The sequence below is a fragment of the Microbacterium paraoxydans genome (assembly GCF_018224615.1).
In the GTDB taxonomy this organism is placed as follows: Bacteria; Actinomycetota; Actinomycetes; order Actinomycetales; family Microbacteriaceae; genus Microbacterium; species Microbacterium paraoxydans_B.
The window spans coordinates 789,046-809,611 of the sequence record NZ_JAGTUK010000001.1; the positions used below are offsets into that span (position 1 = coordinate 789,046).

Genomic DNA, 20,566 nt, shown 5'->3' on the forward strand with positions numbered 1-20,566 from the left:
CGATGGCGCTGGAGCAGGAGCTCGGCGCGCTCGCGGCCGAGGTCGCGCGCGAGGCGGGGGAACTCGCCAAGATGCGTCGACGGCAGGGGGTCACGCTCGCCGCGACCAAGTCGACGCTGGCCGACATCGTGACCGAAGCCGACCGCGAGGTCGAGGCGCTCATCCGAGACCGCCTGCTGCAGGCCCGGCCACACGACGGCTTCCTCGGAGAGGAGTCCGGCACCGCGGCGGGCGACAGCGGCATCACCTGGGTGGTCGACCCGATCGACGGGACCGTCAACTACGCGTATGGGATCCCCGCGTACAACGTGAGCATCGCGGCCGTGCGGGGCGAGCCCGACCCGAGCCGGTGGGAGGGTCTCGCTGCGGCGGTGCACGCGCCCGCGGTGGGGGAGACCTTCACCGCTGCCCTGGGCCACGGCGCGTGGCTCGACGGCAGGCGTCTCGCGGTCACGGAGGAGACCCCGGCGGGCGCGCTCCTGGCCACGGGGTTCGGCTACGACCCCGCAACGCACGACGGCGATCTCGCGACCGTGCGCCGCGTGATGCCCATGGCGCGAGACCTCCGGCGGATGGGCTCGGCCGCGCTCGACCTCGCCTACGTCGCAGCGGGCCGGCTCGACGGATACTTCGAGCGCGGGCTCGCTCCGTGGGATCTCGCCGCGGGCGCGCTGCTCGTGAGCGAGGCCGGTGGCGTCGTGACCCGCGTGGACACCGACTCCGCGCGACCTCTGCTGATCGCCGCGGGGTCTGCCGTGCACGCTCGGCTCAGCGAGATCCTGTGCGGAGAAAGCTGAAACGACTCATGGCTTTCCCAGGCGGATCGGGGTAGTGTTTACCCGATCGTTACTTTCACCACCCGAAGGTGAAAGCTGTCATTGCGCCCCCGAGCAACACGAACGACCGAGAGATTAGTTTTGCCCTTCGAGAACCCCCAGGCTGCCGCTGCGCCCACCCGCCGCTCCAGCCGTCATCGCCCTGCGGCCACCGAGCCCGCGGCGACCGGGACGACGGCACCCCTCGCTCATGCGGAGACCGTGGTCGCGCTCGCCGCCGTTGCACCCCTTTCCCGACGCGCCGCGCGCCAGCGGTCGCACGAGGTTCCGCCCGTGCCGCAGGCTCCCGCCGAGCCGTTCATCGCGGCGACGCCCGCGCCTGCGGTGGCCGCGGTGCCCGCGGTGCCCGTCATCGCGACCGATGAGGTTCCCGCCGACACCGCCAAGGCCGACGAGATCCCGCCCGCATCCGAGCCGTTCGTGGCGGAGGCCGACCCCGAGGGCGACGCCTTCGAGCGTGCCTCGCGTGCCTTCCGCAACACCGGCACCGTGCGCACCGTTCCGGCGTCGTCCGCGGGAGCGCGGTCGTTCGCCGCAGCAGACGACGCCCAGCCCGCGGCCCACGCGGTGTCGTCGCGTCCCCGCAGCATCCGCCGGTTCGTCACGGTCGGCGCGACCGTGGGCGTCATGGGTCTGGCGGGGTTGCTCGCCGTCTCGATGACGCTTCCCGCCGAGGCCGTCGCCGCCGCGCGCGGGGGATCGGTGGCTTCCACTTCTCTCGTCACCGCCGCTGCCGCGGATGCCGCGGGGTCGTCCAAGGACGAGATCCAGGCCTTCGTCGCGCCCTCCGACGTACAGAGCGCGCCGCTCACCCGCAACGACGACTACAGCACGGTCTCGCTGGTCGAGGTCGCGGCCGAGCAGGGCATCAACTACTCGGGCGAGGTCTTCACGAACGACCCCGACGCCGCGATTCAGTGGCCGTTCATGGTCGGTGTCGGCATGTCGTACGGCTACGGCATGCGCAGCGGACGCCTGCACGAGGGCATCGACTTCACGCCGGGCAACGGCGCGCCCATCCAGGCGATCGCCGACGGCGTGGTCCGCACCGCGACCGAGCAGGGCGGCGCCTACGGCGTCACGGTGTACATCGACCACGTGATCGACGGCCAGACCATCACGAGCCACTACGCGCACATGCAGTATGGCTCGCTGCAGGTCAAGGCGGGCGACCGGGTCACGGTCGGCACCGTGATCGGGAAGACCGGGAACACGGGTCGCTCCTACGGCGCCCACCTGCACTTCGAGCTCATCGTCAACGGATCCACCATCGACCCGATGCCGTGGCTCCGCGCCAACGCCGGACGTACCTCGTACTGACCTGCCTGATTTCATGAGGACGCCACAGGGATGGTATTCTCGTGTGGTTGCCCCGCGAGGGGCAGCACGCCCCGATAGCTCAGTGGCAGAGCACTTCCATGGTAAGGAAGGGGTCGTCAGTTCAATCCTGACTCGGGGCTCGGAGTTCGCATCTGCGATGCGGATGCCGTGCGGCAGGGTAGCTCAGTTGGTGAGAGCGCACGACTCATAATCGTGAGGTCGCGGGTTCAAGCCCCGCTCCTGCTACCAGATTCTGTTGAGCCGTGCTGACCTTGGGTGATATTTATCCCAGGTCAGCACGGCTTTTGCGTTGGTGCGCGATGGTGATCGTGGCGGCGTCGAGCGGTGCGTGACGGTGAATCGGATGATCGAGAGACGCCTGAGGTCGTGATCGAAGGTCGCGGATGTCATTGTCGCCAGCGACGCGGTGCTACCTCTGCAGGTTGACGCCACGGTGGATCAGTTGCGTGCGCACCTTGCTCGGTGTCAGGCCGAAGCGTTTGCCTATCGTGGCAAGGCTGTCGCCTTGCTCGTAGAGTCGCTCGATTTCGGGGGCCCGCTCGTGGACCTGCACCCGTTCGCGCGGGTCTACCCCGTTTGTCCGCAGCTTTGCGCGCACCGTCGCCCGGTGGATGCCGTACTTCTTGGCAAGCTCGGACGTCGGCATGCCTTCCTCGTATTCGTGCACGAGGTGGGAGATCTCAGCCGCGGACAGCGGGGTTCCAGCCTTGTGCGTTGCTGTCGCGACAGGACCACGGACGTCGGATACGTCCGAGGCGCGTAGACCTTCGTGAACGTTCCGTGCGTTCGACATGGTCCGGGGATCGCGTTCATCCTTGGTGAGTCTCTCGAGGCCCGTGGAAGTGTGAACGGGCCGTAATCGTGTGTTCGGCGCAACGGTGACTTCGGTGGTGTCGGGAGAGCAAAGAAGACGTCGGATGGTCGTGTGCGCGACTCCGAGGTGTCTTCCGATCTCGCGGGCACTGTGGCCGGCGGCGTGGCGGGCTCGGGCGTCCGTCTGCTCCTCTGGCGAGAGTGTCATGCTCTGATCGCGGAGAAGGACACCGGCCTCCAGAAGTCGTCGCCGCACGGTCTGCACGTGCATTCCGTGTGCAGCGGCGATCTCTGCCTGGGTTGCTCCGTTGCCGTACGCGACGACCATCGCCAGCGTCCCGCCCGGCGCCGCGTCCTCGTGTACGACGTCGACGTGCGCCGCGGTGTGTGCAACTGTCCTCGTCGTCCTGCGCTGGGGAGTTTGCGCCACACAGCGACCGTCAGTGTTGGCTTCGTTCAGGAGCGATCCGTTTCGGAACTTCTCCATGAGCAGCTTGTACGCCGGGTTCGCGGTGCGGAGCGCCTGCGCGAAGTTCTCCAATAAGCCGGGCTCGCGGTCCGGTGCAGCTGGTTCTGGGGTATCAGGACTGGGGTGTGGATTCATGTCACCAGTCTCGTCACCGTCAGTCGACTGGTCGTGCCGCCGATCTCGACGTGGAGCGTGTTGGCCCGGCGTCGGAGCATCGTGTCTGACTACAAGTCCTGAGCAGAAGTGACCCTGCCGTCTGTGTCTGACCCCCACGATACGATCAATAGCTACACCAGCTGTGAGAACAAACAAGGGACCTCGAGTGGACTCGTCCGCGAACGCCGCGTTGCATCTTGAAGGCAGAAGCCTGCCCAACGGCTGGGTTGTCGGTCCTCTTCGGGTCCCTGACGACGATGCAACTGGGGGCATGTTTAGCGTCTCGTATCCGGTTGAGAGGGCTGACGGAACCAAGGGGTTCCTCAAAGTGCTCAACCTGGCCGTAGCGCTGCGCTCCCCAAGCTTTGTCGATGCTTTGCAATCGCTCACCACACAGTTCGCAGCCGAACGGGACCTCTGCATCATGTGCGGAGAGCGCCGACTCTCAAACGTTGTTGTTGCAATCGACCATGGGGAGATTCAGCTTCCGGAGTTCGCCCTTGGGTCAGTGTCTTACATTGTCTTCGAGTTGGCTACTCATGATGTCCGGCGGGCGCTCGCGATCGGAGCCACCGTTGACGATGTAATCAAGCTTGAGTATCTGCACAGCATGGCGCTGGGCCTGCGGCAGCTTCATTCGGCTCGCGTCTCCCATCAGGATCTCAAGCCGTCGAACTTCCTTGTGTTTCCGGACCTGCCGAGCGGGAGAGCGACCGGCAAGCTTGGTGATCTCGGTCGAGCATTCCGGGCCGACGCACCCAGCGCTCTCGACCTCCTTCCGGTGCCTGGTGATCGAAACTACGCGCCTCCTGAGCAGCAGTACGGACACGTGTATCCAGATGAGAAAACCCGTCGGTATGCGGCTGATCTCTATCAGCTCGGGAGCCTCGCCGCGTTCATGTTTACTGGTCGGACGATCAATGCGTGGCTCAGCGAGCATCTGGATTCCGCACATCATTGGAATGCGTGGGGCGACGAGTTCGAAGCGGTCCTCCCTTACCTTGACGATGCGTTCGGTGACGTGCTCGACGGCATCGAGGCGGTGCGTCCTGGGCGTTTCGGAGCGGAGCTGCGACAGATGATCAGCTACCTGTGTGAACCGGACGCTACTCGACGAGGTCACCCAAGCGCGCGCCGCCAGTTGCATGGGAATCCTTACGCGCTGGATCGAGTGATCACGGCTATCGATCTCTCTGCACGACGCTTGAGCCGGAGCGCCGCGGCGTGAGTACGAACCCGCTGAGCGAGGAGCGACAGGTCGTTCCCCGGTGGCGCTCGTTCCATCGCTCTAGTAGTCACGGTCACGACCTTCGCTCACTTCGAACCCCAATCGATCGCCCCCGGCCAAACCTCAGTTCGCTACGCGCAGAAGCTGAGAAGAGCGGCAATGAGTGGGTGCTTGCAGACTTCTTGAGCGCTCTTGTCAGCGCAGGCAGTTACGGTGACGAACTTGCTGAGGTCGCTGTGCGGTTGCGGGACGCCGCGCATGATCAAGTGCTCCTCGACTGGGCACAGGATCTGTCTGATCCAACAGGCAGCGCGGCGGCTCCTGTCCAACTAAACGATGGAAAGCAACGCGCGCTATCAGGCGTGCCTCGGCTCCGTCGTCGCCTAATCGAGCGTCCGCGAGACGTAGTAGCCCGCGTGGATCTAGCTCTTGCGCACATCGTTCTCGGCAACCTTGGACAGGCGCGGCGCCAGATGTTTGGAGCCCTGCAACTGGGCCGCGGGAATCGCTTCGTCGTGCGCGGTGCGGCGACGTTGTTCGTGACGTTGGACGAGCCGGACCTCGGATACTGGGCACTTACATCGACAGACCTTCACCACCGGGACCCTTGGGTCATGGCGTCTGCTCTGGCGCTCGCGGATCTTTCCGATCAGAAGACGGACGTGCGGTCTGCGCGGGAGCTTCTCACACTTGGGCAGTTCGGCCCTGCGGACACTTCGGAGCTAACGAGCGAGCTAGGCACGCTCGAAGGGCTCTCGGGTAAGCGCTCACGCGCACAGCAGCTGTTTCTTGAATCGTTGCGTGCGCCAAACGACAACACGCTTGCTCAGGCGACATGGGCCACCGATGAGCTCGATCTCGATCTCGACCTCGGTAGCGTACCCGTCGACAACGCGCATGAGGCGCAGTTGCGTGCTCTCGTCAAGGACGGTGCCTGGAGCGAAGCGCATCATGCTGGTGAGCTGTGGCAAGCGGACCAGTCCTTCTCGCAGGAGGCTGCTCTCGCTACATCTTTTGTAGCCGCGGTCGGACTCGAAGACTACGAAGCAGCGTTGAGTGCGGCCGAGGTGGGGATGCGCGCCAATCCCAACGATGGTGGACTGCGAAACAACGCTGCTTTCGCGGCAGCCCACCTCGGGCGTCTGGACGAAGCTGAAGCTCATCTCGCGTTCGCGGGTACGACGTCAGATGAGGACCAGGCTCACACAGTGGAGGCGACTAGAGGCCTGATTGCCTTCCGGCGTGGCGATCTTCTGGCCGGACGTCGTCTCTACCAAGAAGCAGTCGAGGGATTCCGGGAAGCACGTACTCCCTATCAGGTAGTCATGGCGCTCCTCCACTGGGCTCTGGAAGAAGCTCGAGTTAGTCCGGGATCCTCACAGTCGCTAGCGGCAGCGGCACGGCAATGGGTCGAGCGCTATCCCACGGCGGAAGGTCGACTGCTGCTTGAAAGGTTGGAATCGCGCCTGAGCCGGTAGCGTCGCGCGGATAGCAGCAGAGTTTGCGATGCCCGCCGATCTAGGCTGGGTTCATGGTTGACGCTCGCTATGCCCTCGTCTGGCCACGCGAGCTATTCGACTGGGAAGCTCGTCGAGTGGTGCAGCTTCCCGATGAGGTCATCCTCGATGCCATCGGGCATCTCTTGCGGGAGGCCTTCCAAGACTCAGCCGTGGTCGACACCTACACGCATGAGAGCGGAGCCAACGCTGGGCCTTGGGCAGCCGAAGCCGAGTACGACCGCGCGCGGGCCTGGCTCAGGAAGCTGCTCGCGAACGAAAGCAAGCTCATGCCCTACGTGCCACCGCGTTATTTCGCGCAGCGCGAGGGACCTACTTCGGTCTCCGAAGCTGAGCCGACCAAGCTCTTATCGTTGGCGTTCGCCGAGCTTCTGCTCGATCTCCAGGATCATGGTTACTTCCCGGAAGTTCTGCCACGCGACTGCGTGGACAACCGCACAAGCTGGGAGTACGTGTCTTCGCGCGCCGCTCGTGCTATGCATCTGCCATTCGACTGGGATGGGGAAGCTCGTGATGCCCTGACCTGGGATGAGTCGACTCTGTACTCACTTATCGAGTACTTCCATGATGGTGCTCAGCGTCCACGCACCCCGGGCTCCTTCCACGACTACGGCGACTGCGGTAACCACTACGCCGAGCACAGCGCCGAGTCTGGCGGGGTGGTCTACCGCTGGCGTGTGAACACGCTCCTCGAGACATACGGCGTCGAATTGCGCCTTGGGACTCGTGGGGACGAGCGCGGACGCCTCATACGACACTTTGGGACGGCGCTCGATGCCGCCGCCGACTCCCGTGCGACGGCCGGCGCCGACAACACCGAAGACGAGGTCGCCCACGCGATCCGAATGTTCCGTGAGCGAGGAGCAACGCTGATCCAGCGTCGTCAGTCCCTCGCGCTCCTTGCCGGTGCCCTGGAGACTCGGCGCAAGGACGCGAAGCTCGTGCTGGGCAAGGACGAGTCCGACCTGTTCAACATCGCCAACAACTTCGGTATCCGTCACCGCAACGACCAGCAGCGGATGGCGTATGGCGACGAGTTCCTCGACTACATGTTCGCCACGATGCTTGCCGCGGTGACGCTGCTCGAAGAGCTGGAGCAGCGCGCAGGTGACCTCAGCTTTGGAAGGGCTCCCACGCGGTTAGCTACAAGCTGATTTGGACGACAAGCGGTGCGGTAGACGAGTCGGGTTATTAGTCAGGTCATGAGCTGCGTGATCAGAGCGGATGCTGCGGCGCCGGCCCCCGAGTTGGCTGCCGAGGTAAGCACGCCCCTCAGAGGTAGCAAGAGCTTCTTGAGCACGCGTTGGTTCGGCTCGGTCTTGGCTGCCTCTTCGACCACGAGCGTTGCCGCTTCGCGGGCGGCGTCTACTTCGTCAGGGTCGATGCCCGGAGTGGCCTCGATCAGCGCCAATGCGCGGCCGACCGCATCAGCCAGTTGCTCGTATCCGGCGGCGACGGGTACTTGCTGTGTGATGGTGCTGCCTTCAAGGGCGATGTTCACGTTGCTGCCGTTGACGACGATGACGTGACCGTTGCCTGATGGCGAGGCAGGAACAGGCGGGGTCTTGGCCCACTTGACCGAGATATGACGCATGTTGCGGCTTCCGGCGTCGAGCACGTCGACGTGCGTCGCGTACACGTGCTGTTGCCCGCCGCGCGGGTCATCCCACGTCAGCTGGTCGCCCTCGTAGATCGGGGTGTCGACGTTGAAGTCGACGGACTTGGACTGCACCAGGCCGTCGAAGACCTCAACGCTCCGACCGGGAGCTTCAGCCCCGGGCGTGACGGTGACCCTCTTCGTTCCGAATGTCCTGCCGAACGTCTGGATGAACGTCATTTCGTCTTCCTCTCCGGGGCGACTGAGAGCCATCATTGCCTCCGGTCCATTTGCCGTTTGCTGGTCACGGCGTCGAGTCGATCTCAACGAACTGAAGAAGTTCAGCGCCCAGGGGCTTCGTGCGCTGCTGGAGGGGTCCGCTTGGAGTCATGATCGTGTTCAAGGGTGCGTTGTCGAGCAGACCAGCGTTCTGCAGCTCATCGAGCACCGGTGTCACCAGCTGCTGCCAGCCGGCGACGCTCGGGAAGACGTATCTCTCGAGGAGTGCCCCGATCGACGATGCGCCCCACTGATCGGGCTCGTGCCAGTCGGCCGTGTTCGCTTTGATCCATGCTCGCGGGTCGCGGAAGAAGCTGAGCATCGCGAAGTGCAGGTCGTCGTAGCGCGCCACGAGAGTCAGGAACTGTGCCCGTTTCGACTCATCGATGGCGCTCCACGGGCCAGCGTGCCGAATGGCTGCCGCGAGCCGAGTGCGCTTCTCCGCACTGGAGGCCTCGGCGGCAGCCCTGGATGCACGCTCATATGCAGCCATGAACTCGTCGGACTCCAGCACGGCCTCGGGCGTGAGCCCGTCGACACGCGTCAAGACGTCTTCCACGACACGGGCGACCGCCACGTTGAACTCGTGTTGCCGTGCGGCCTGGCGTTCGGCGAGCAGCCCTGAGGTGAACTGCGCCACGACGCCACCAACCAGGGGAACTGCCGACACCCCAGCCAGGCCGGCATTGATCATAGTGTCCTTGATCGGTGAATGAGCTGGCACATGATCGTCGAGCGAGTCCGTCATAGCTCCGATTCTCGCGTAGGCCACCGACATGTGCGGCTCTGCTGCGCCACACATTCGACGGGAACTTGTCGAATGCCGCCAGGGCTCATGGCGTCTAGCCGGTTCCATCGTTGTGGTCTCGTCCCACTGCGTGGCTGCATCCAGGAGCAATGATCACGCGATTCGCACCTTTCGTCGTCCCGAGGGTCGACCGCGAGGAAACTCGATCGCCCCATCAGTTCTCAACCGGTCCAAGACCGAGGCGAGTGATGCGCTATCGGATATCTCAAATTCGTAACCGGAGGATTCACCGAATCCCACGAAGTCCCCGGGCAGGAAGCTCAGGATCTCAAGGACGGTCCTCGTTGACAGCGCTCGTCCGTGTTGGCTCAACTGCCAGAGGATGTCTTCAGGGTTCTGAGCTGTCGGTGCGACCGTTCTGAGATCAGATTCGTTCAGCTTCGTGCGCAGAGATCGAGCGGCCCCCGCCACAGCTTGCAGGAAGGCAGGACTTTCTGTTGGGGCGACCTCGCTCATTCGTTCGACCACCGCACGTCGCGTCGCGTCTGGGACACGACTGTCGGTGACGACCTCCGCAGCATGACCAGAGATGAGCGCCGGCGTGATGAACTCCGCGGCTTTGGTCGATACATAGAGCGCCGGTCCAATCGAAGACCACGACGCGCTTGTGAAGTGCGCGAACGTTTCTTGGCTGTCTTGAACCAGGCCCGCGCGAAGGAGCTCGGCGAACATTGCGTCTGGGGTTGCCTCGATTTCGGTGAGCTCCAGGCCGGGGTGTGCCGGCGACGCCATCAGTTGATCGACAAGCGAGACTCTCTGTGCAGGGGTGAGTACAGCTTTGGCGTTGAGGAGGCGGGGGATCAACGGCTCCATCTGCTCACATGTCGCGTCCTCAAGGTCCTCGATAGAGACGACCTCCCCATCAGGGCTCACGAGGAACGTGGCCAGTGCCGAGTCGACGCCCACCTCGGTTGCGTAGGCTGCGATGTTCGCCACATTCGGGACCGCCCTGCGCTTCCCAACGACCAGAGGCCACGTGTCCTGCGCGACGACGGCGATGTGATGCAAGGCGGCGTCAGGAGAACTCGCTGCGATGAAGTCGCCCAGCAGCTCGGGAGTCCAAGTCTCGTGCTCAGCGTTGACGACGTCGCTGAGGACTTCCGAGGAGCTACAGCTTGAGAGCGTCCGGTCGTCGCTGTCAACGAGGCTGAGGTAGGCGGCCACGTTCTCGGCGCAGTATTTCCACACGGCCGGCTGATGGATGATGTTCTCGGCGGAGATCGGGCAATCGTCTTCCAGCGCCGCAGCGGCGCGGATGTTGTCGATGCTCAGGTCGTAGCGCTTGGAGGACACGGCCAGTCTCTGGAGCTGCGGTGACAACACCCGCAGGCTCGGGAGACTGGGCTGCGCGGTAATGAGGAATGAGAACAGCATGTCCGGCGACACGTCTGACTGGTCCTCGGAGAATGCGTCTAGCTCTGGATGCAAACGGGCGATGACAGCTCGGGCATTCTCGTCGAGGTCGTACGAGTCGACCGCGTCTGCGTTTACCAGGCCGGTGCTCAGTAGACGCTTCCGTGTCTCGTCGTCGTCAAGCGTGTCATCGCGTGCCAGGAAGTTGAAGAGGCCAGGCCAGGGCTTGGCTGCAAGGAGCGCAACCAGCTCTTCGCGACGACTCGTGGGCGTGTTGAAGTAGCTCTTCAGGAACGCACGCGTGTCATTGTTCTGATGCGTAAGGAAATCGACCAGATCGCTGGCCCAATCGGGGCCGGTATCCACCGCATGATCAACGATCTCGATGTTCAGGGCGCTACGCGTGCGCAGGAAGTGAGCAGGGGCCTGCTCCATGACGTTCTTCACCGCGTTCTCGGTCGTGAACGTGAAGTGGATGTTCATCTCGTTGGGCCACACGCTGTTACGGAAAAAGTTGGCGACGTCCACGCCGAGGAACTTCCCATAGAAGACGGTCGCGTACTCCGCGTAGTAGCGGTCGAGGTGGCCCTGTTTCACGAGATCGCGGGCGAGGTCGGACAGCAAGATCCGATCAACGCTCGCTCCGAAGACCTCGGCCTTGTACTTGTAGCGATCATCTTTGGCGAGGGTGGCGAAGCTCACGCCCCGAAGCTCAGATATCTGCTCGTCGATTGCCATCAGTTGGTCAGCTTCGAGAGAGGACAGCTTGTCGAGCCAGTCATTCGGATCCGAGGCTTCGATGAAGAGCAACTTGAGCTTGGCGCGGTCGAAGTTTGTGGCAGTCTCGTGCCCCGAACGATGCCTAAGGGTGAGTGTAAGTTGACCGTTCTTGCCGACAGGTCGCCAGAACGAGGCTTCGCTAATCGCGTCGATGCTCAGCTGAGACTCACCCGCAGTCGCTTCCCGAAGGGTCGCCCCCGTTGCTTTCAGCATGATGGCTAGGCGTTCACCGAGAAGCGCTGCCTGTTGCGCCTGCCGGCGTTGACGATCAAGACCGCGAAGTATGTCTGCCCGTTTCGTCTGAAGTGTCTCGATTGATGCGTTTATTAGATCACGGCGGCGCTGCTCGAGCGTGTCGAGGACGCTTCCGCGATGGGGGAGTGCTTCGAAGTCCGCGAGGTGGAAGTTCTTGTAGACGACGAGCGCGAACAAGCGATCCGCGTCGAGGCCCGGTGCCGGTCGATCTACCCAGAGCAGTCGCTCTGCGTAGACGACGAACTCGTTGCCGATGTTGGTCATCAGGCGCATGTCGGTGGTGTGACGGGCCACGACATCGATGAGTCCTCTATCGATCGTGGTGTCTGCCGGGAGTCGTAGTTTCTTGAGTACGTCGAGGAAGTGATCGCGAGCGTTGCTGTGCGACAGGAACGGGACGACGGGAATGACGATCTCGAAGAACTTCGTGCGGTTCGCCCGCTGTACCGCTATCTCCGCCGCGTCCCTCCTATTGTCAGGAACAGTCTGGGTTCGCGGAACATCGTCGGGAGTGCCCGGCGAACTCTTAGCCAGCGCGGCGGTCCCCGTGGTACCGCCGCCGGGTGACGTGCTTGCAGCGTCGTCCGCAGGCTTACCTGCTGCGTCCTTTTGTTGCTGGCCCTCTCCGAGCTTCTCGAAGAGGCTGTCCTTGATCGCGTAGACGAATCGCACTGGTTTTCTCGGGCGGTCGTTCCAATGAGATGAGGCGTTCAGCAGCGTGTTCAGCTCGCGGAGCGAGTCGAAAATCTGGGGGTCGTCGAAACGGTCCAGATCCTCGAACACGACGATCTCTGGTTCGGTTGCCTCGAAAAAGGCAACTAGTTCGTCTAGGTACTTGTCGAAGTAGGAATCTGTGTTCTCTTCAAAGGTGATCGATGCGCCGCCCGTCGAGAACTGCGACACGGTGCGTCGCCCGAGGTACCACCGGACACCCCACAGAACAAGGAAAGCCAGCGCGAAGAAGGCGGTCATCGGGAGCAGATAGCTCTCGGTCCCCAATGCGTTCTGTTCGGGTCGCACCCCGAACAGCCAGAGCAGGCCAACAAGCGCCGCTGCGACGATGAATGCGTCAATCGCTGCACGCCACCACGTGAGAGCGGGCAGTCGGGCGAATCTCGACGTACGAAGCGAGCCTGGCTTGGCTCTGTAAACGAGCTGTTTGACCAACTCCTTCTGAATCCGATTCGTCAGATCCTCACCGTCGTCCGGGCCAAGCGTGTTGATGCTAATCCGGAGCGTCTTCCTGGAACGATGGCCGTTGTCCCCCTTCGACGGCTTGGTCCCCTGATGCTTGAGGAACTGATCAAGGATGCTCGACTTCCCCGAACCATACCGACCTGTAAGAGCGATGTTCCTGTTTCGCGGATCCTCGACTGCCGCGTTGAGGCGCGCGACGTAAGTCCCGTGATCATCAGCGTTGTATTCCGGAGCGAGGGTTTGTAACTCGACGTCAGCCACGGGGCTCAACTTTCCGCTTGGCGCGTTTGAGACACGCGGGTGAAGGATGAGCTCGTCGCGAGTCATCTGACGATCCGGCGGCATCTGGGCAACGCTGCCTTCTCACGAGTTTAGAAGTGCTACATGACAGCACCTTGGTCCGACGCACCAGCTGACCTATGTCAGTTCGAGAGCGCTGGAGGCCGGCCTGCTCCGCCGTCGCGGTCTCGTACGACTGCATAGTTGGTCCGTGCAGCGTCGTGGCCGAGCTTCTTCGCGACGAACTCTGACCGCTGCGTACCGTCGGCAGCCGTGTAGGTCTTCACGTAGCCTTCGGCGAGGAACCAGTCAGACCTGCGGAACTTCGAGTACGACTCCTCCGCAGCGCTCCGGTATTGCACCAGATCGTGGAACGTGGTGTTGACCTTGATGGTCGATCCGTCCTTCTCGCGTCGATAGTGCTCTTGGCCGATCTTCGCGTAGAAGCGGGCATCGCCGGTGCGGGTGAAGCTGAGCATGGGCTCTGACGCGATGAAACCGGACAGGGACCGCTGAGTATGGAGTGTCACGCGCTCTCCTCGTGAGATTCGGCACTGCTATGTCGCCGCTTCTACGTTGTTCCGCGGCTCACGGGGCGAACCTGGCGCTCCTCGGCGACCAGGCCGGAGCCCAACACCCCGGTGCAGTAACTGAGTCCGTACCCGGCTCGGTCCGATGCCGTACCTCTTGCCGATGGCGGCGAGGCTGTGCCCCTGTTCATATAGTTCCACGAACGCGTCGGCCTCGTTGACCTGGGGGACTCGGTCTCGTGCTTCAACGTCGTGGCGGCGTAGGTGCGCGCGAACGCTCGACCGGTGCAAGTCGTATCGCTGCGCCAGCTCCGATACGCGGGCACCCTGGCGGTACTGGCTGACGAGCGCCTCGATCTCTGTCGCGTCCAGGCGTGTTCCAGCCATCTCAATCGATGTCGCCACAGGGCCGCGCATGTCACTTCTGGGTGAAGTCGAGGTGCGCCTGGGGAGGAGGAGATTCCCGTCCTTGGCCCGTTCTATCAGGGTTTTCAGCGCCCGCCGGGTGTTCCAGGACCCTCTCATTTGGACTACAGATCCCCTCTCCTCGTGATCACTGGGAAGAGGGGTCTTCTGCATCACGGCCCGTTCGGAGGGTGCCGCCGAGGAGTTCTCGCAGCGGGGACGGGCCCGTCGCTCGTGTGTGACAGGATCGATCGGATGAAGCGGTATGGACCACTGCACGTCGGCGAGAGCGGCCTCCTCATCGGTGATCCTGGGAGGAAGCACCTGCGGGTGACGTCAGGAGCTCTCGTCTACGTCGATGGCGGCATGGAGCGTGAGTCGTTCCCCTGGGAGGACACCGATGAGGTCGTGCTGCGGCTGCAGACGACGAGGTTTCGTTTCCCGGGCGTGCTCTCTGGTCTGGCGACGGCGACCTTCGTCGCGGTGACGTCGGAGAGCCCCGACTTCGGGCCCGAAGACGGTGAGGTGGTTGTGCGCCGCGGTGACACGTCGATCCGGCGGTCGCTCAGCCGGCACCATCTGGGCGGCTACTGGGCGAAGGGCGTCGATGCGACGCAACGGATGCTGGACCAGCTCGTGGCGGATGCTCCCAGCCGCGCCCTGGCCGCCCGGCCCGACGCCCTGCTCAACCTCGTGGTGCGGACGGCGAGACGGTAGGGCGCCGCGCTGGAGGGTGATCGAGCGCGGCGCCCCGTCGTACTAGCGCGCGCGGCGCTCGATCTTCCTCAGGATTTTCTTTCGCTCACGGCGGAGACGCCACCAGCTTGACGTGGTCTGCACCTGGATCCGCCCCAACTCCTCCAGAGTGGGCAGGCCTCGCGCCGCCAGCTCGCCGCTCAGGGCATCCTTGTCCCGTTCGCCGGTCGACTCGATGAGTGCGTGTGCCTCACGTACGCTGTCCTGCGCCAACGGGTGCGCTGCGATCAGCTTGTCCACCTCGGCGAGCCGCTGCATCAGCTGTTCTGCTGATTCTCGATGAAACACTCTCTTACCTCCCCAGGATGCAACGGAACGCCCCATAGCCGAATGCCGCGAGCACCGCACCCGGGCTTCCAGAACTGGCGATCCGCGTGATGGTGGCGCCGTTGATCCCGATGCCGATGAGGCAGCGAACCACCCACGGGGCGAGCCAGATCGGGTCGGCGAGAACGGGGTACGTGAAGTTGCCGTCCGCGTGATCCACGATCTGCGTCAGTGTGCTGCCGTGGACCTCATAGTGCGTCGGCACGTCAACGCCTTTGGCGTCCTTCGCCCAGGCCTTGCCGATCGCGACAGCGATCGTGCCGTCGGCGTTGAGGATCGCGGCACCGCCCTCTGTCGACTCGAGGGCTTGTCCCTCTTCCAGGCTGACGCGGTACTCATATGCCGTCGGAGAGTCCTGTCCGGCGATCGTCGTCAGCATCTGAACACCGGCGTCACCCACGATCACCGAGTTGGAGAAATCTGCGCCGGGGTACACCACGGTGCCGCCACCCAGCACCGCAGCCGGGGCGGCCTCGGGAGACGATTCGGTCGGCAGATGGATGTCGAGCTGCGCTCCGTCCTCTCCTGTGAGGCTGACGGGGACGTCGGCTGTCGCCGGAACAGCGGCCGTGCCCTCACCGACCTGGGTGATGCCGGTTCCGGGTCCCGTCGCTGGTGAGAGGAGGAGTGAGGCGTCTTCGGCGGCGACGTTCTCCAGTGCGGCCCCCGACGTCTCAGGGCCAGCCGTGTCTGCCGCCCACGCGCCGGTCGGTGCGATGACACCTCCGATGGTGCACAGAAGCGCCGCGGCCGAAAGTGCGGCCAGTCGTACTGCGCGGGAATGCGCCGTCTTTCTTAACATGTAACCTCCAGTGTGAAACGTGATACCTCTGATCCCCGCCCCGGCCACCCTCACGAAACCGATCAGGGGAATCAACAGCAGACGTGCACGTCGTGACCCGAATGTGATCCCTTGTCCGCCGATCGGGGGACACCCGTGCACGCGCCGCGCGGACGTGAGTCGCTCAGCGCTCTCGCCCGGACGAACGACGTGCTCCGCGAAAGAGGGCCGCGGGGTCGGCTCGCGCACTCTCGGTTGCCGTCTCCGCTGAGGGGCGCCGGGCGTGGATGGTTGGCGGGACCGAGCACACCGGGTCGCCTCCGCGACGGGCCCGGCATGACGGGAGGGGCTCAGGCCGGAACCTCCGAGGTCCGGGGGTTCGTCGTATCCGGGGTGCGCTCAGCCGTGCACGCACTCGCGCCAGCTCGCTGGACGACGCAGCACGGAGTCAAGCTCGAGGACCTCCCCGCGGAGATCCAACCGCGGATCATGAGCGTCGATCAGGCCCGAGAACCGGCAACGGCATGGCCCCGCACGTGAACCCGGACTGTCGCAACGGGAAACACCCTGCCTGCCGCGGCGACGCATGGATGACACCACCGACACCGAGACCACCTGCAAGTGCCCCTGCCACGTACCACGGAGAAGCCGCATGACCCACACGCACCAACGGTGACCAGACCCCGCCTGGCTGCCGCGACCTTCGCTGTAGGGGGTGGGGGGGTCACCCCTCGGGGCGCGATCGCTCCGTACCGGCGGGGGGCGTCGCCGCGGGCTCGGTCACACGACCGCGGATGAAGAACAGCAGCACGAGACCGGTGGCGATCACGGCGAGGTTGCCCAGTCCGGCGAACGCCGTGAGCGCGCCGTCGGCCGGGTACTGCGTCTGCACGAAGATGCTCGGGTCGGTGCTGGCGTGCAGCAGGATCGGGGCGAGGATCGTGCCCGTCACCCGCATCGCCAGGTACATGCAGATCCCGAACGCGAACGTGTAGACGACCTGGAGCACGGTCGCGAACGGCGACTGGCCCGACAGCAGGTTGCCGGAGTGCAGCCCGGCGAAGATCGCGGCCGACACCGCGGCCACCACGACCTCCCGCGCGCCCGCCTTGCGCATCAGGTTCACCACCAGGCCGCGCGTGAGCACCTCCTCCGCGAAGCCGATCAGCAGGCCGGCCAGCAGCCAGGTCGCCACGACATCGAAGCCCGCCTCGGCATAGTCGATCGTCGCGAAGCGCAGCAGGTTGAACACCAGCACCACCGCGATCGCGATCCACATCCAGCCGCGGCCGCGGAGGGGCTGCGGGCCGAAGATCTCCCGCCACCAGCCGACCGAGGCGATGAACCCGACCAGCAGAAGTGCGCCGACGACCAGCGGCAGCACGTACAGCACGAACACCCCGGCAGCGCTGGCGGGGTCGTCGATCTGCCGCGCGAGGGGCGTGAAGGCGAGGACCGACAGCCCCTGGTACAGCACGAAGTACACCACGGCGAGCACGAGCGCGCGCCACCAGCCACCCTTCTCCCAGAACGCGGTCCACGGGTTGCGAGCGGCGGGTGAGGACACGGGGACTCCTGGGGGTCGGGAAGGGGTCAGGATCAGTGTGGCGCACTGAGACTGGCGACCTCAACATCCCGCGCGCGGATTAGAGTGAGAGCCATCCGCGCCCTCGCGCGGACGAGCGAGGCGGGCTCCCCGGAAAGAGGACCGCCGTGTCGTCCCCCGCTCCCTCCGCGACCGCGGTCTACCGCGACGCGCACCGCGCGCTGATGGCCGCTGTGACCGACCGCGCCGGCGTCGCTTTCGGGCTGGACGACGTCGCCGTCTCGGCATCGTGGGACGAACTGATCGCCGCGGGCTACGGACTCGCGATCGCCGCTGGCGCGCTCTCCGGCGCGATCGCCGGACTCCGTCGCCGCGGGGTCTCCGTCGCCGACGTGCTCGCCGAAACGGGCGACGACCGCCATGGCACGATCGAGCGCGCCGACCTGCGCCGTGCGGCCGCGTGGCTCGCCGACGGCCTCGCCCGCGACGACGAGCAGACGCTCGACGACGTGACGGTGGAGGTGATCGGCACCGATGTGCTGTGGGACTCCAGCGCCCATGCGGACGACGACAGGATCGCTGGGGTCGTGTTCGCGATCGCCGCCGTCAGCGCGCACGCCGTGCGAAACCGGGGCTGACCGTGGCGACCGGTCACGCCTGCACGGGCCTGACCGATCGCCGAGTGCACGGCCGCGCCGGCCGCGACACCGATCCGTCGGTCGCCTACCGTGTCAAGCCCCTCCGCCTCGGCCCGGATGCGCGGGAGACTGGCGCTTCACGACCCCGAGGAACGGAGACCCCCATGTCCGACCCGAACAGCAGCAGCGCTGACGATGCCCCCGAGGTCGACGCGGTCGGCGTGGACGCCGACATCGTCACGAACGATCACGACCCGGAGCCCGACGACCTTCCGGCCGGTGAGGAGGACGGCGACGACGACATCGACGTCGCCGACCTCCCCTGACCGCTCAGCCGTTCGCGGGCGACGACCCGGAGCCGTCCGGTCGCTCGTCCGCGACGGTCGTGCGCCCACCGGCGCGCTGCGCGGCCTCCAGACGCTCCGCCTCTTCGCCGCTGATCGCCTCGCCGCGGGCGACGAGCCCGGCCTGATCCGACAGCGGGATCTGCTTCAGGAACAGCGACAGCAGCAGCGCGAGCGCCACGAACGGCACGAGGTACCAGAACACGGGGGCGAGCGCGTCGGCGTAGGCGGTGACGATGCCGTCGCGCACCTCGTCCGGCAGGGTGCCGAGCGTCGCCGGGTCGATGGTCGATGCGGCCTGCGACGCCTGGTCGGGCGAGGCTCCGGCTCCGGCGAACACCCCGAGCAGGTTCTCGGTCAGCCGCGTGGTGAAGATCGTGCCGAACACCGCGACGCCGAGCGAGGCGCCCACCTCGCGGAAGTAGTTGTTGGTGCTGGTCGCGGTGCCGATCTCGTCCGCGGGGACCGCGTTCTGCACCACCAGCACCACGACCTGCATGATGAGGCCGAGACCCGCGCCGAACACGAACAGGAACACGCAGATCAGCCAGATGGGCGTGTCGGCCGACAGCGTCGTCATCGCGATCATCGAGAGGCCGGTGACGATCGTCCCGACGATCGGGTACACCTTGTACTTCCCGGTCTTCGAGATCGCGATGCCCGAGAAGATCGAGGTGCCCATGAGGCCCACCATCATCGGGATCATCAGCAGGCCGGACGCGGCGGCCGAGGTGCCGGACGACATCTGCAGGAACGTCGGCACGAAGCCGATCGCCGCGAACATGCCGATGCCGAGCACCAGGCCGATCGCGGTGGCATTCACGAAGATCGGATTGCGGAACAGGCTCAGCGGAATGATCGGGTCCTGCGCCCTGGACTCGGTGATCACGAACGCGGTCGCGGCGACCACGAGCCCGGCGCCCCACGCCCAGGTGGCGAGGGAGTCCCAGCCGAACTCCTTGTCGCCGCCGAAGTCGGTGAAGAAGATCAGGCACGTGGTGGCGACGGACAGGAAGATCACGCCGAGCACATCGATCCGCTTCTCTGCTCTCTTGCTCGGCAGCTGCAGTGCGACCAGTGCGATCACGAACGCCGCGATCCCGACTGGGATGTTGATGTAGAACGCCCACTGCCACGTCAGGTGGTCGACGAAGAACCCGCCGAGCAGCGGACCGGCCACGGCGGAGAGCCCGAACACGGCACCGAGCGGCCCCATGTACTTGCCGCGCTCGTTGGCGGGCACGATGTCGGCGATGATCGCCTGCGACAGGATCATCAGGCCGCCGCCGCCCAGGCCCTGCAGGGCGCGGAACACGACGAACATCCAGAAGTCGGTCGCCAGCGCGCAGCCGACCGACGCGAGCGTGAACAGCGCGATCGCGACGAGGAACAGTCGGCGTCGGCCCAGCACGTCGCCGAACTTGCCGTAGATGGGCATCACGATGGTCGTGGCGAGCAGGTAGGCGGTCGTGATCCACACCTGGTGGTCGACGCCGCCGAGCTGTCCGACGATGGTGGGCATCGCGGTCGACACGATGGTCTGGTCGAGGCTCGCGAGGAGCATGCCGGCGATCAGGGCGCTGAAGATGATCCAGATGCGGCGCTTGGTGAGCAGGAACGGCGCATCGGCGATGGCGGTGGCGGACATTCAGTGTGCTTTCTGTGCGGGGGAGTACAGGTCGCGCGCGAGCCGGAGGCGGCGTCGGATCAGCTCGGCGAACGGATCGGTGGAGTGATGGTGCAGGAGCTGCTCCAAACACAGCCGCACGAGGGCGCCGACCGACTGGACGAGCACCTGCGCGCGCAGCTCGGCCTCGGCGGTGTCGTCGAGGCGGCGGGCGATGAGGGCGACATCGCGACGCTCGTGCTTTTCCTGCTGCTCGAACGCGGCCTTGAGCAGACGCGGTTCCTTCTCGATCACGGCGAACAGTTCGCTGGCGTGCTCGACGGGGTTGAACAGCGCGAAGCGGCCGATCGTGAGCTCGACGAAGTCGTCGAGCAGGTCCCCGTCGGCGGTGGCGAAGGCCTCCTCGAGCTCCTCGTGCCGGGAGTCCGTCACGGCGATGCCGAAGACCGCGTTCTCCTTGCTCTCGAAGTAGTTGAAGAACGTGCGGCGCGACACCCCGGCCTCGGCGCACAGCTCTTCGATCGTGAAGCCGGCGAAACCCCGCTCTATGGTCCAGCGTCTCGCTGCGGAGGTCAGCGCGCGGGAGGTCTCGCGCTTGCGCTGCTCGCGTGGGGAATCTGCACTCGGATCCATAGAGTGCAACTTTGCACTTTCAAGCTGAGAGTGCACTGTGAGGCCCGACTGTCCGCCTCCGGAAAAAAGTG

18 protein-coding genes and 2 tRNA genes are annotated in these 20,566 nt (G+C 65.0%); 10 read left to right on the forward strand and 10 right to left on the reverse strand.

Annotation, left to right across the window (positions count from 1 at the left end):
- Window positions 1–2: 2 nt before the first annotated feature.
- The 4 genes from KE274_RS03715 to KE274_RS03730 all read left to right on the forward strand — a co-directional run bounded on the left by KE274_RS03715 (window position 3) and on the right by KE274_RS03730 (window position 2,405).
- Window positions 3–797 (forward strand): inositol monophosphatase family protein, encoded by a 795-nt coding sequence (locus tag KE274_RS03715; protein ID WP_211541684.1) that lies wholly within the window; start codon window positions 3–5, stop codon window positions 795–797.
- A gap of 312 nt (window positions 798–1,109) precedes the next feature.
- Window positions 1,110–2,156: a M23 family metallopeptidase gene (locus KE274_RS03720; protein WP_307872140.1), complete on the forward strand. Its 1,047-nt coding sequence runs from the start codon at window positions 1,110–1,112 to the stop codon at window positions 2,154–2,156.
- A 68-nt stretch (window positions 2,157–2,224) separates the two neighbouring features.
- A tRNA-Thr gene (locus KE274_RS03725) sits at window positions 2,225–2,296 on the forward strand.
- 32 nt (window positions 2,297–2,328) lie between these two features.
- A tRNA-Met gene (locus KE274_RS03730) sits at window positions 2,329–2,405 on the forward strand.
- A gap of 181 nt (window positions 2,406–2,586) precedes the next feature.
- Here the strand turns inward: KE274_RS03730 and KE274_RS03735 are convergent.
- Window positions 2,587–3,594, reverse strand: a complete 1,008-nt coding sequence (locus KE274_RS03735; RefSeq protein WP_211541310.1) for a helix-turn-helix domain-containing protein — start codon at window positions 3,592–3,594, stop codon at window positions 2,587–2,589.
- A gap of 187 nt (window positions 3,595–3,781) precedes the next feature.
- On the opposite strand from KE274_RS03735, the gene KE274_RS03740 reads away from it, so the two are divergent.
- From KE274_RS03740 to KE274_RS03750, 3 genes are all read left to right on the forward strand, one after another.
- Window positions 3,782–4,843: a protein kinase domain-containing protein gene (locus KE274_RS03740; RefSeq protein ID WP_211541311.1), complete on the forward strand. Its 1,062-nt coding sequence runs from the start codon at window positions 3,782–3,784 to the stop codon at window positions 4,841–4,843.
- A 416-nt stretch (window positions 4,844–5,259) separates the two neighbouring features.
- Window positions 5,260–6,321, forward strand: a complete 1,062-nt coding sequence (locus KE274_RS03745) for a hypothetical protein (RefSeq protein ID WP_211541312.1) — start codon at window positions 5,260–5,262, stop codon at window positions 6,319–6,321.
- Between the two features lie 53 nt (window positions 6,322–6,374).
- Window positions 6,375–7,514 carry a hypothetical protein gene (locus KE274_RS03750; RefSeq protein ID WP_211541313.1) on the forward strand — a complete coding sequence of 380 codons (1,140 nt, stop codon included), beginning with the start codon at window positions 6,375–6,377 and terminating at the stop codon, window positions 7,512–7,514.
- A gap of 41 nt (window positions 7,515–7,555) precedes the next feature.
- Here KE274_RS03750 and KE274_RS03755 read toward each other — a convergent pair whose 3' ends face one another.
- The 4 genes from KE274_RS03755 to KE274_RS03770 all read right to left on the reverse strand — a co-directional run bounded on the left by KE274_RS03755 (window position 7,556) and on the right by KE274_RS03770 (window position 13,438).
- Entirely contained in the window at window positions 7,556–8,197 is a 642-nt protein-coding gene (locus KE274_RS03755) for a hypothetical protein (protein ID WP_211541314.1), read from the reverse strand.
- A 64-nt stretch (window positions 8,198–8,261) separates the two neighbouring features.
- Entirely contained in the window at window positions 8,262–8,984 is a 723-nt protein-coding gene (locus KE274_RS03760) for a hypothetical protein (RefSeq protein WP_211541315.1), read from the reverse strand.
- Window positions 8,985–9,137: 153 nt separating this feature from the next.
- On the reverse strand, window positions 9,138–12,890 hold the full coding sequence (locus KE274_RS03765) for a YobI family P-loop NTPase (protein WP_211541316.1): 3,753 nt from the start codon (window positions 12,888–12,890) through the stop codon (window positions 9,138–9,140).
- A gap of 161 nt (window positions 12,891–13,051) precedes the next feature.
- A complete protein-coding gene (locus KE274_RS03770) occupies window positions 13,052–13,438 on the reverse strand; it encodes a single-stranded DNA-binding protein (protein ID WP_211541317.1) in 387 nt (128 codons plus the stop codon).
- 735 nt (window positions 13,439–14,173) lie between these two features.
- On the opposite strand from KE274_RS03770, the gene KE274_RS03775 reads away from it, so the two are divergent.
- Complete coding sequence (locus KE274_RS03775) at window positions 14,174–14,560, forward strand: hypothetical protein (RefSeq protein ID WP_211541318.1); 387 nt, start codon at window positions 14,174–14,176, stop codon at window positions 14,558–14,560.
- 42 nt (window positions 14,561–14,602) lie between these two features.
- Here the strand turns inward: KE274_RS03775 and KE274_RS03780 are convergent, their stop codons facing one another.
- The 3 genes from KE274_RS03780 to KE274_RS03790 form a co-directional block, all read right to left on the reverse strand.
- Window positions 14,603–14,857, reverse strand: coding sequence for a hypothetical protein (locus tag KE274_RS03780; protein ID WP_249185831.1), 255 nt, complete (start codon window positions 14,855–14,857; stop codon window positions 14,603–14,605).
- Window positions 14,858–14,891: 34 nt separating this feature from the next.
- Window positions 14,892–15,803: a hypothetical protein gene (locus KE274_RS03785; protein WP_211541319.1), complete on the reverse strand. Its 912-nt coding sequence runs from the start codon at window positions 15,801–15,803 to the stop codon at window positions 14,892–14,894.
- 628 nt (window positions 15,804–16,431) lie between these two features.
- Window positions 16,432–17,274 (reverse strand): CPBP family glutamic-type intramembrane protease, encoded by an 843-nt coding sequence (locus KE274_RS03790; RefSeq protein WP_211541320.1) that lies wholly within the window; start codon window positions 17,272–17,274, stop codon window positions 16,432–16,434.
- Window positions 17,275–17,420: 146 nt separating this feature from the next.
- On the opposite strand from KE274_RS03790, the gene KE274_RS03795 reads away from it, so the two are divergent.
- Together KE274_RS03795 and KE274_RS03800 are read left to right on the forward strand one after the other, a co-directional pair.
- A complete protein-coding gene (locus tag KE274_RS03795) occupies window positions 17,421–17,891 on the forward strand; it encodes a hypothetical protein (protein WP_211541321.1) in 471 nt (156 codons plus the stop codon).
- Window positions 17,892–18,055: 164 nt separating this feature from the next.
- Window positions 18,056–18,217: a hypothetical protein gene (locus KE274_RS03800; RefSeq protein WP_211541322.1), complete on the forward strand. Its 162-nt coding sequence runs from the start codon at window positions 18,056–18,058 to the stop codon at window positions 18,215–18,217.
- A gap of 4 nt (window positions 18,218–18,221) precedes the next feature.
- Here KE274_RS03800 and KE274_RS03805 read toward each other — a convergent pair whose 3' ends face one another.
- Complete coding sequence (locus KE274_RS03805; protein ID WP_249185832.1) at window positions 18,222–19,883, reverse strand: MDR family MFS transporter; 1,662 nt, start codon at window positions 19,881–19,883, stop codon at window positions 18,222–18,224.
- On the reverse strand, window positions 19,884–20,495 hold the full coding sequence (locus KE274_RS03810) for a TetR/AcrR family transcriptional regulator (protein WP_211541323.1): 612 nt from the start codon (window positions 20,493–20,495) through the stop codon (window positions 19,884–19,886).
- Window positions 20,496–20,566: the final 71 nt, after the last annotated feature.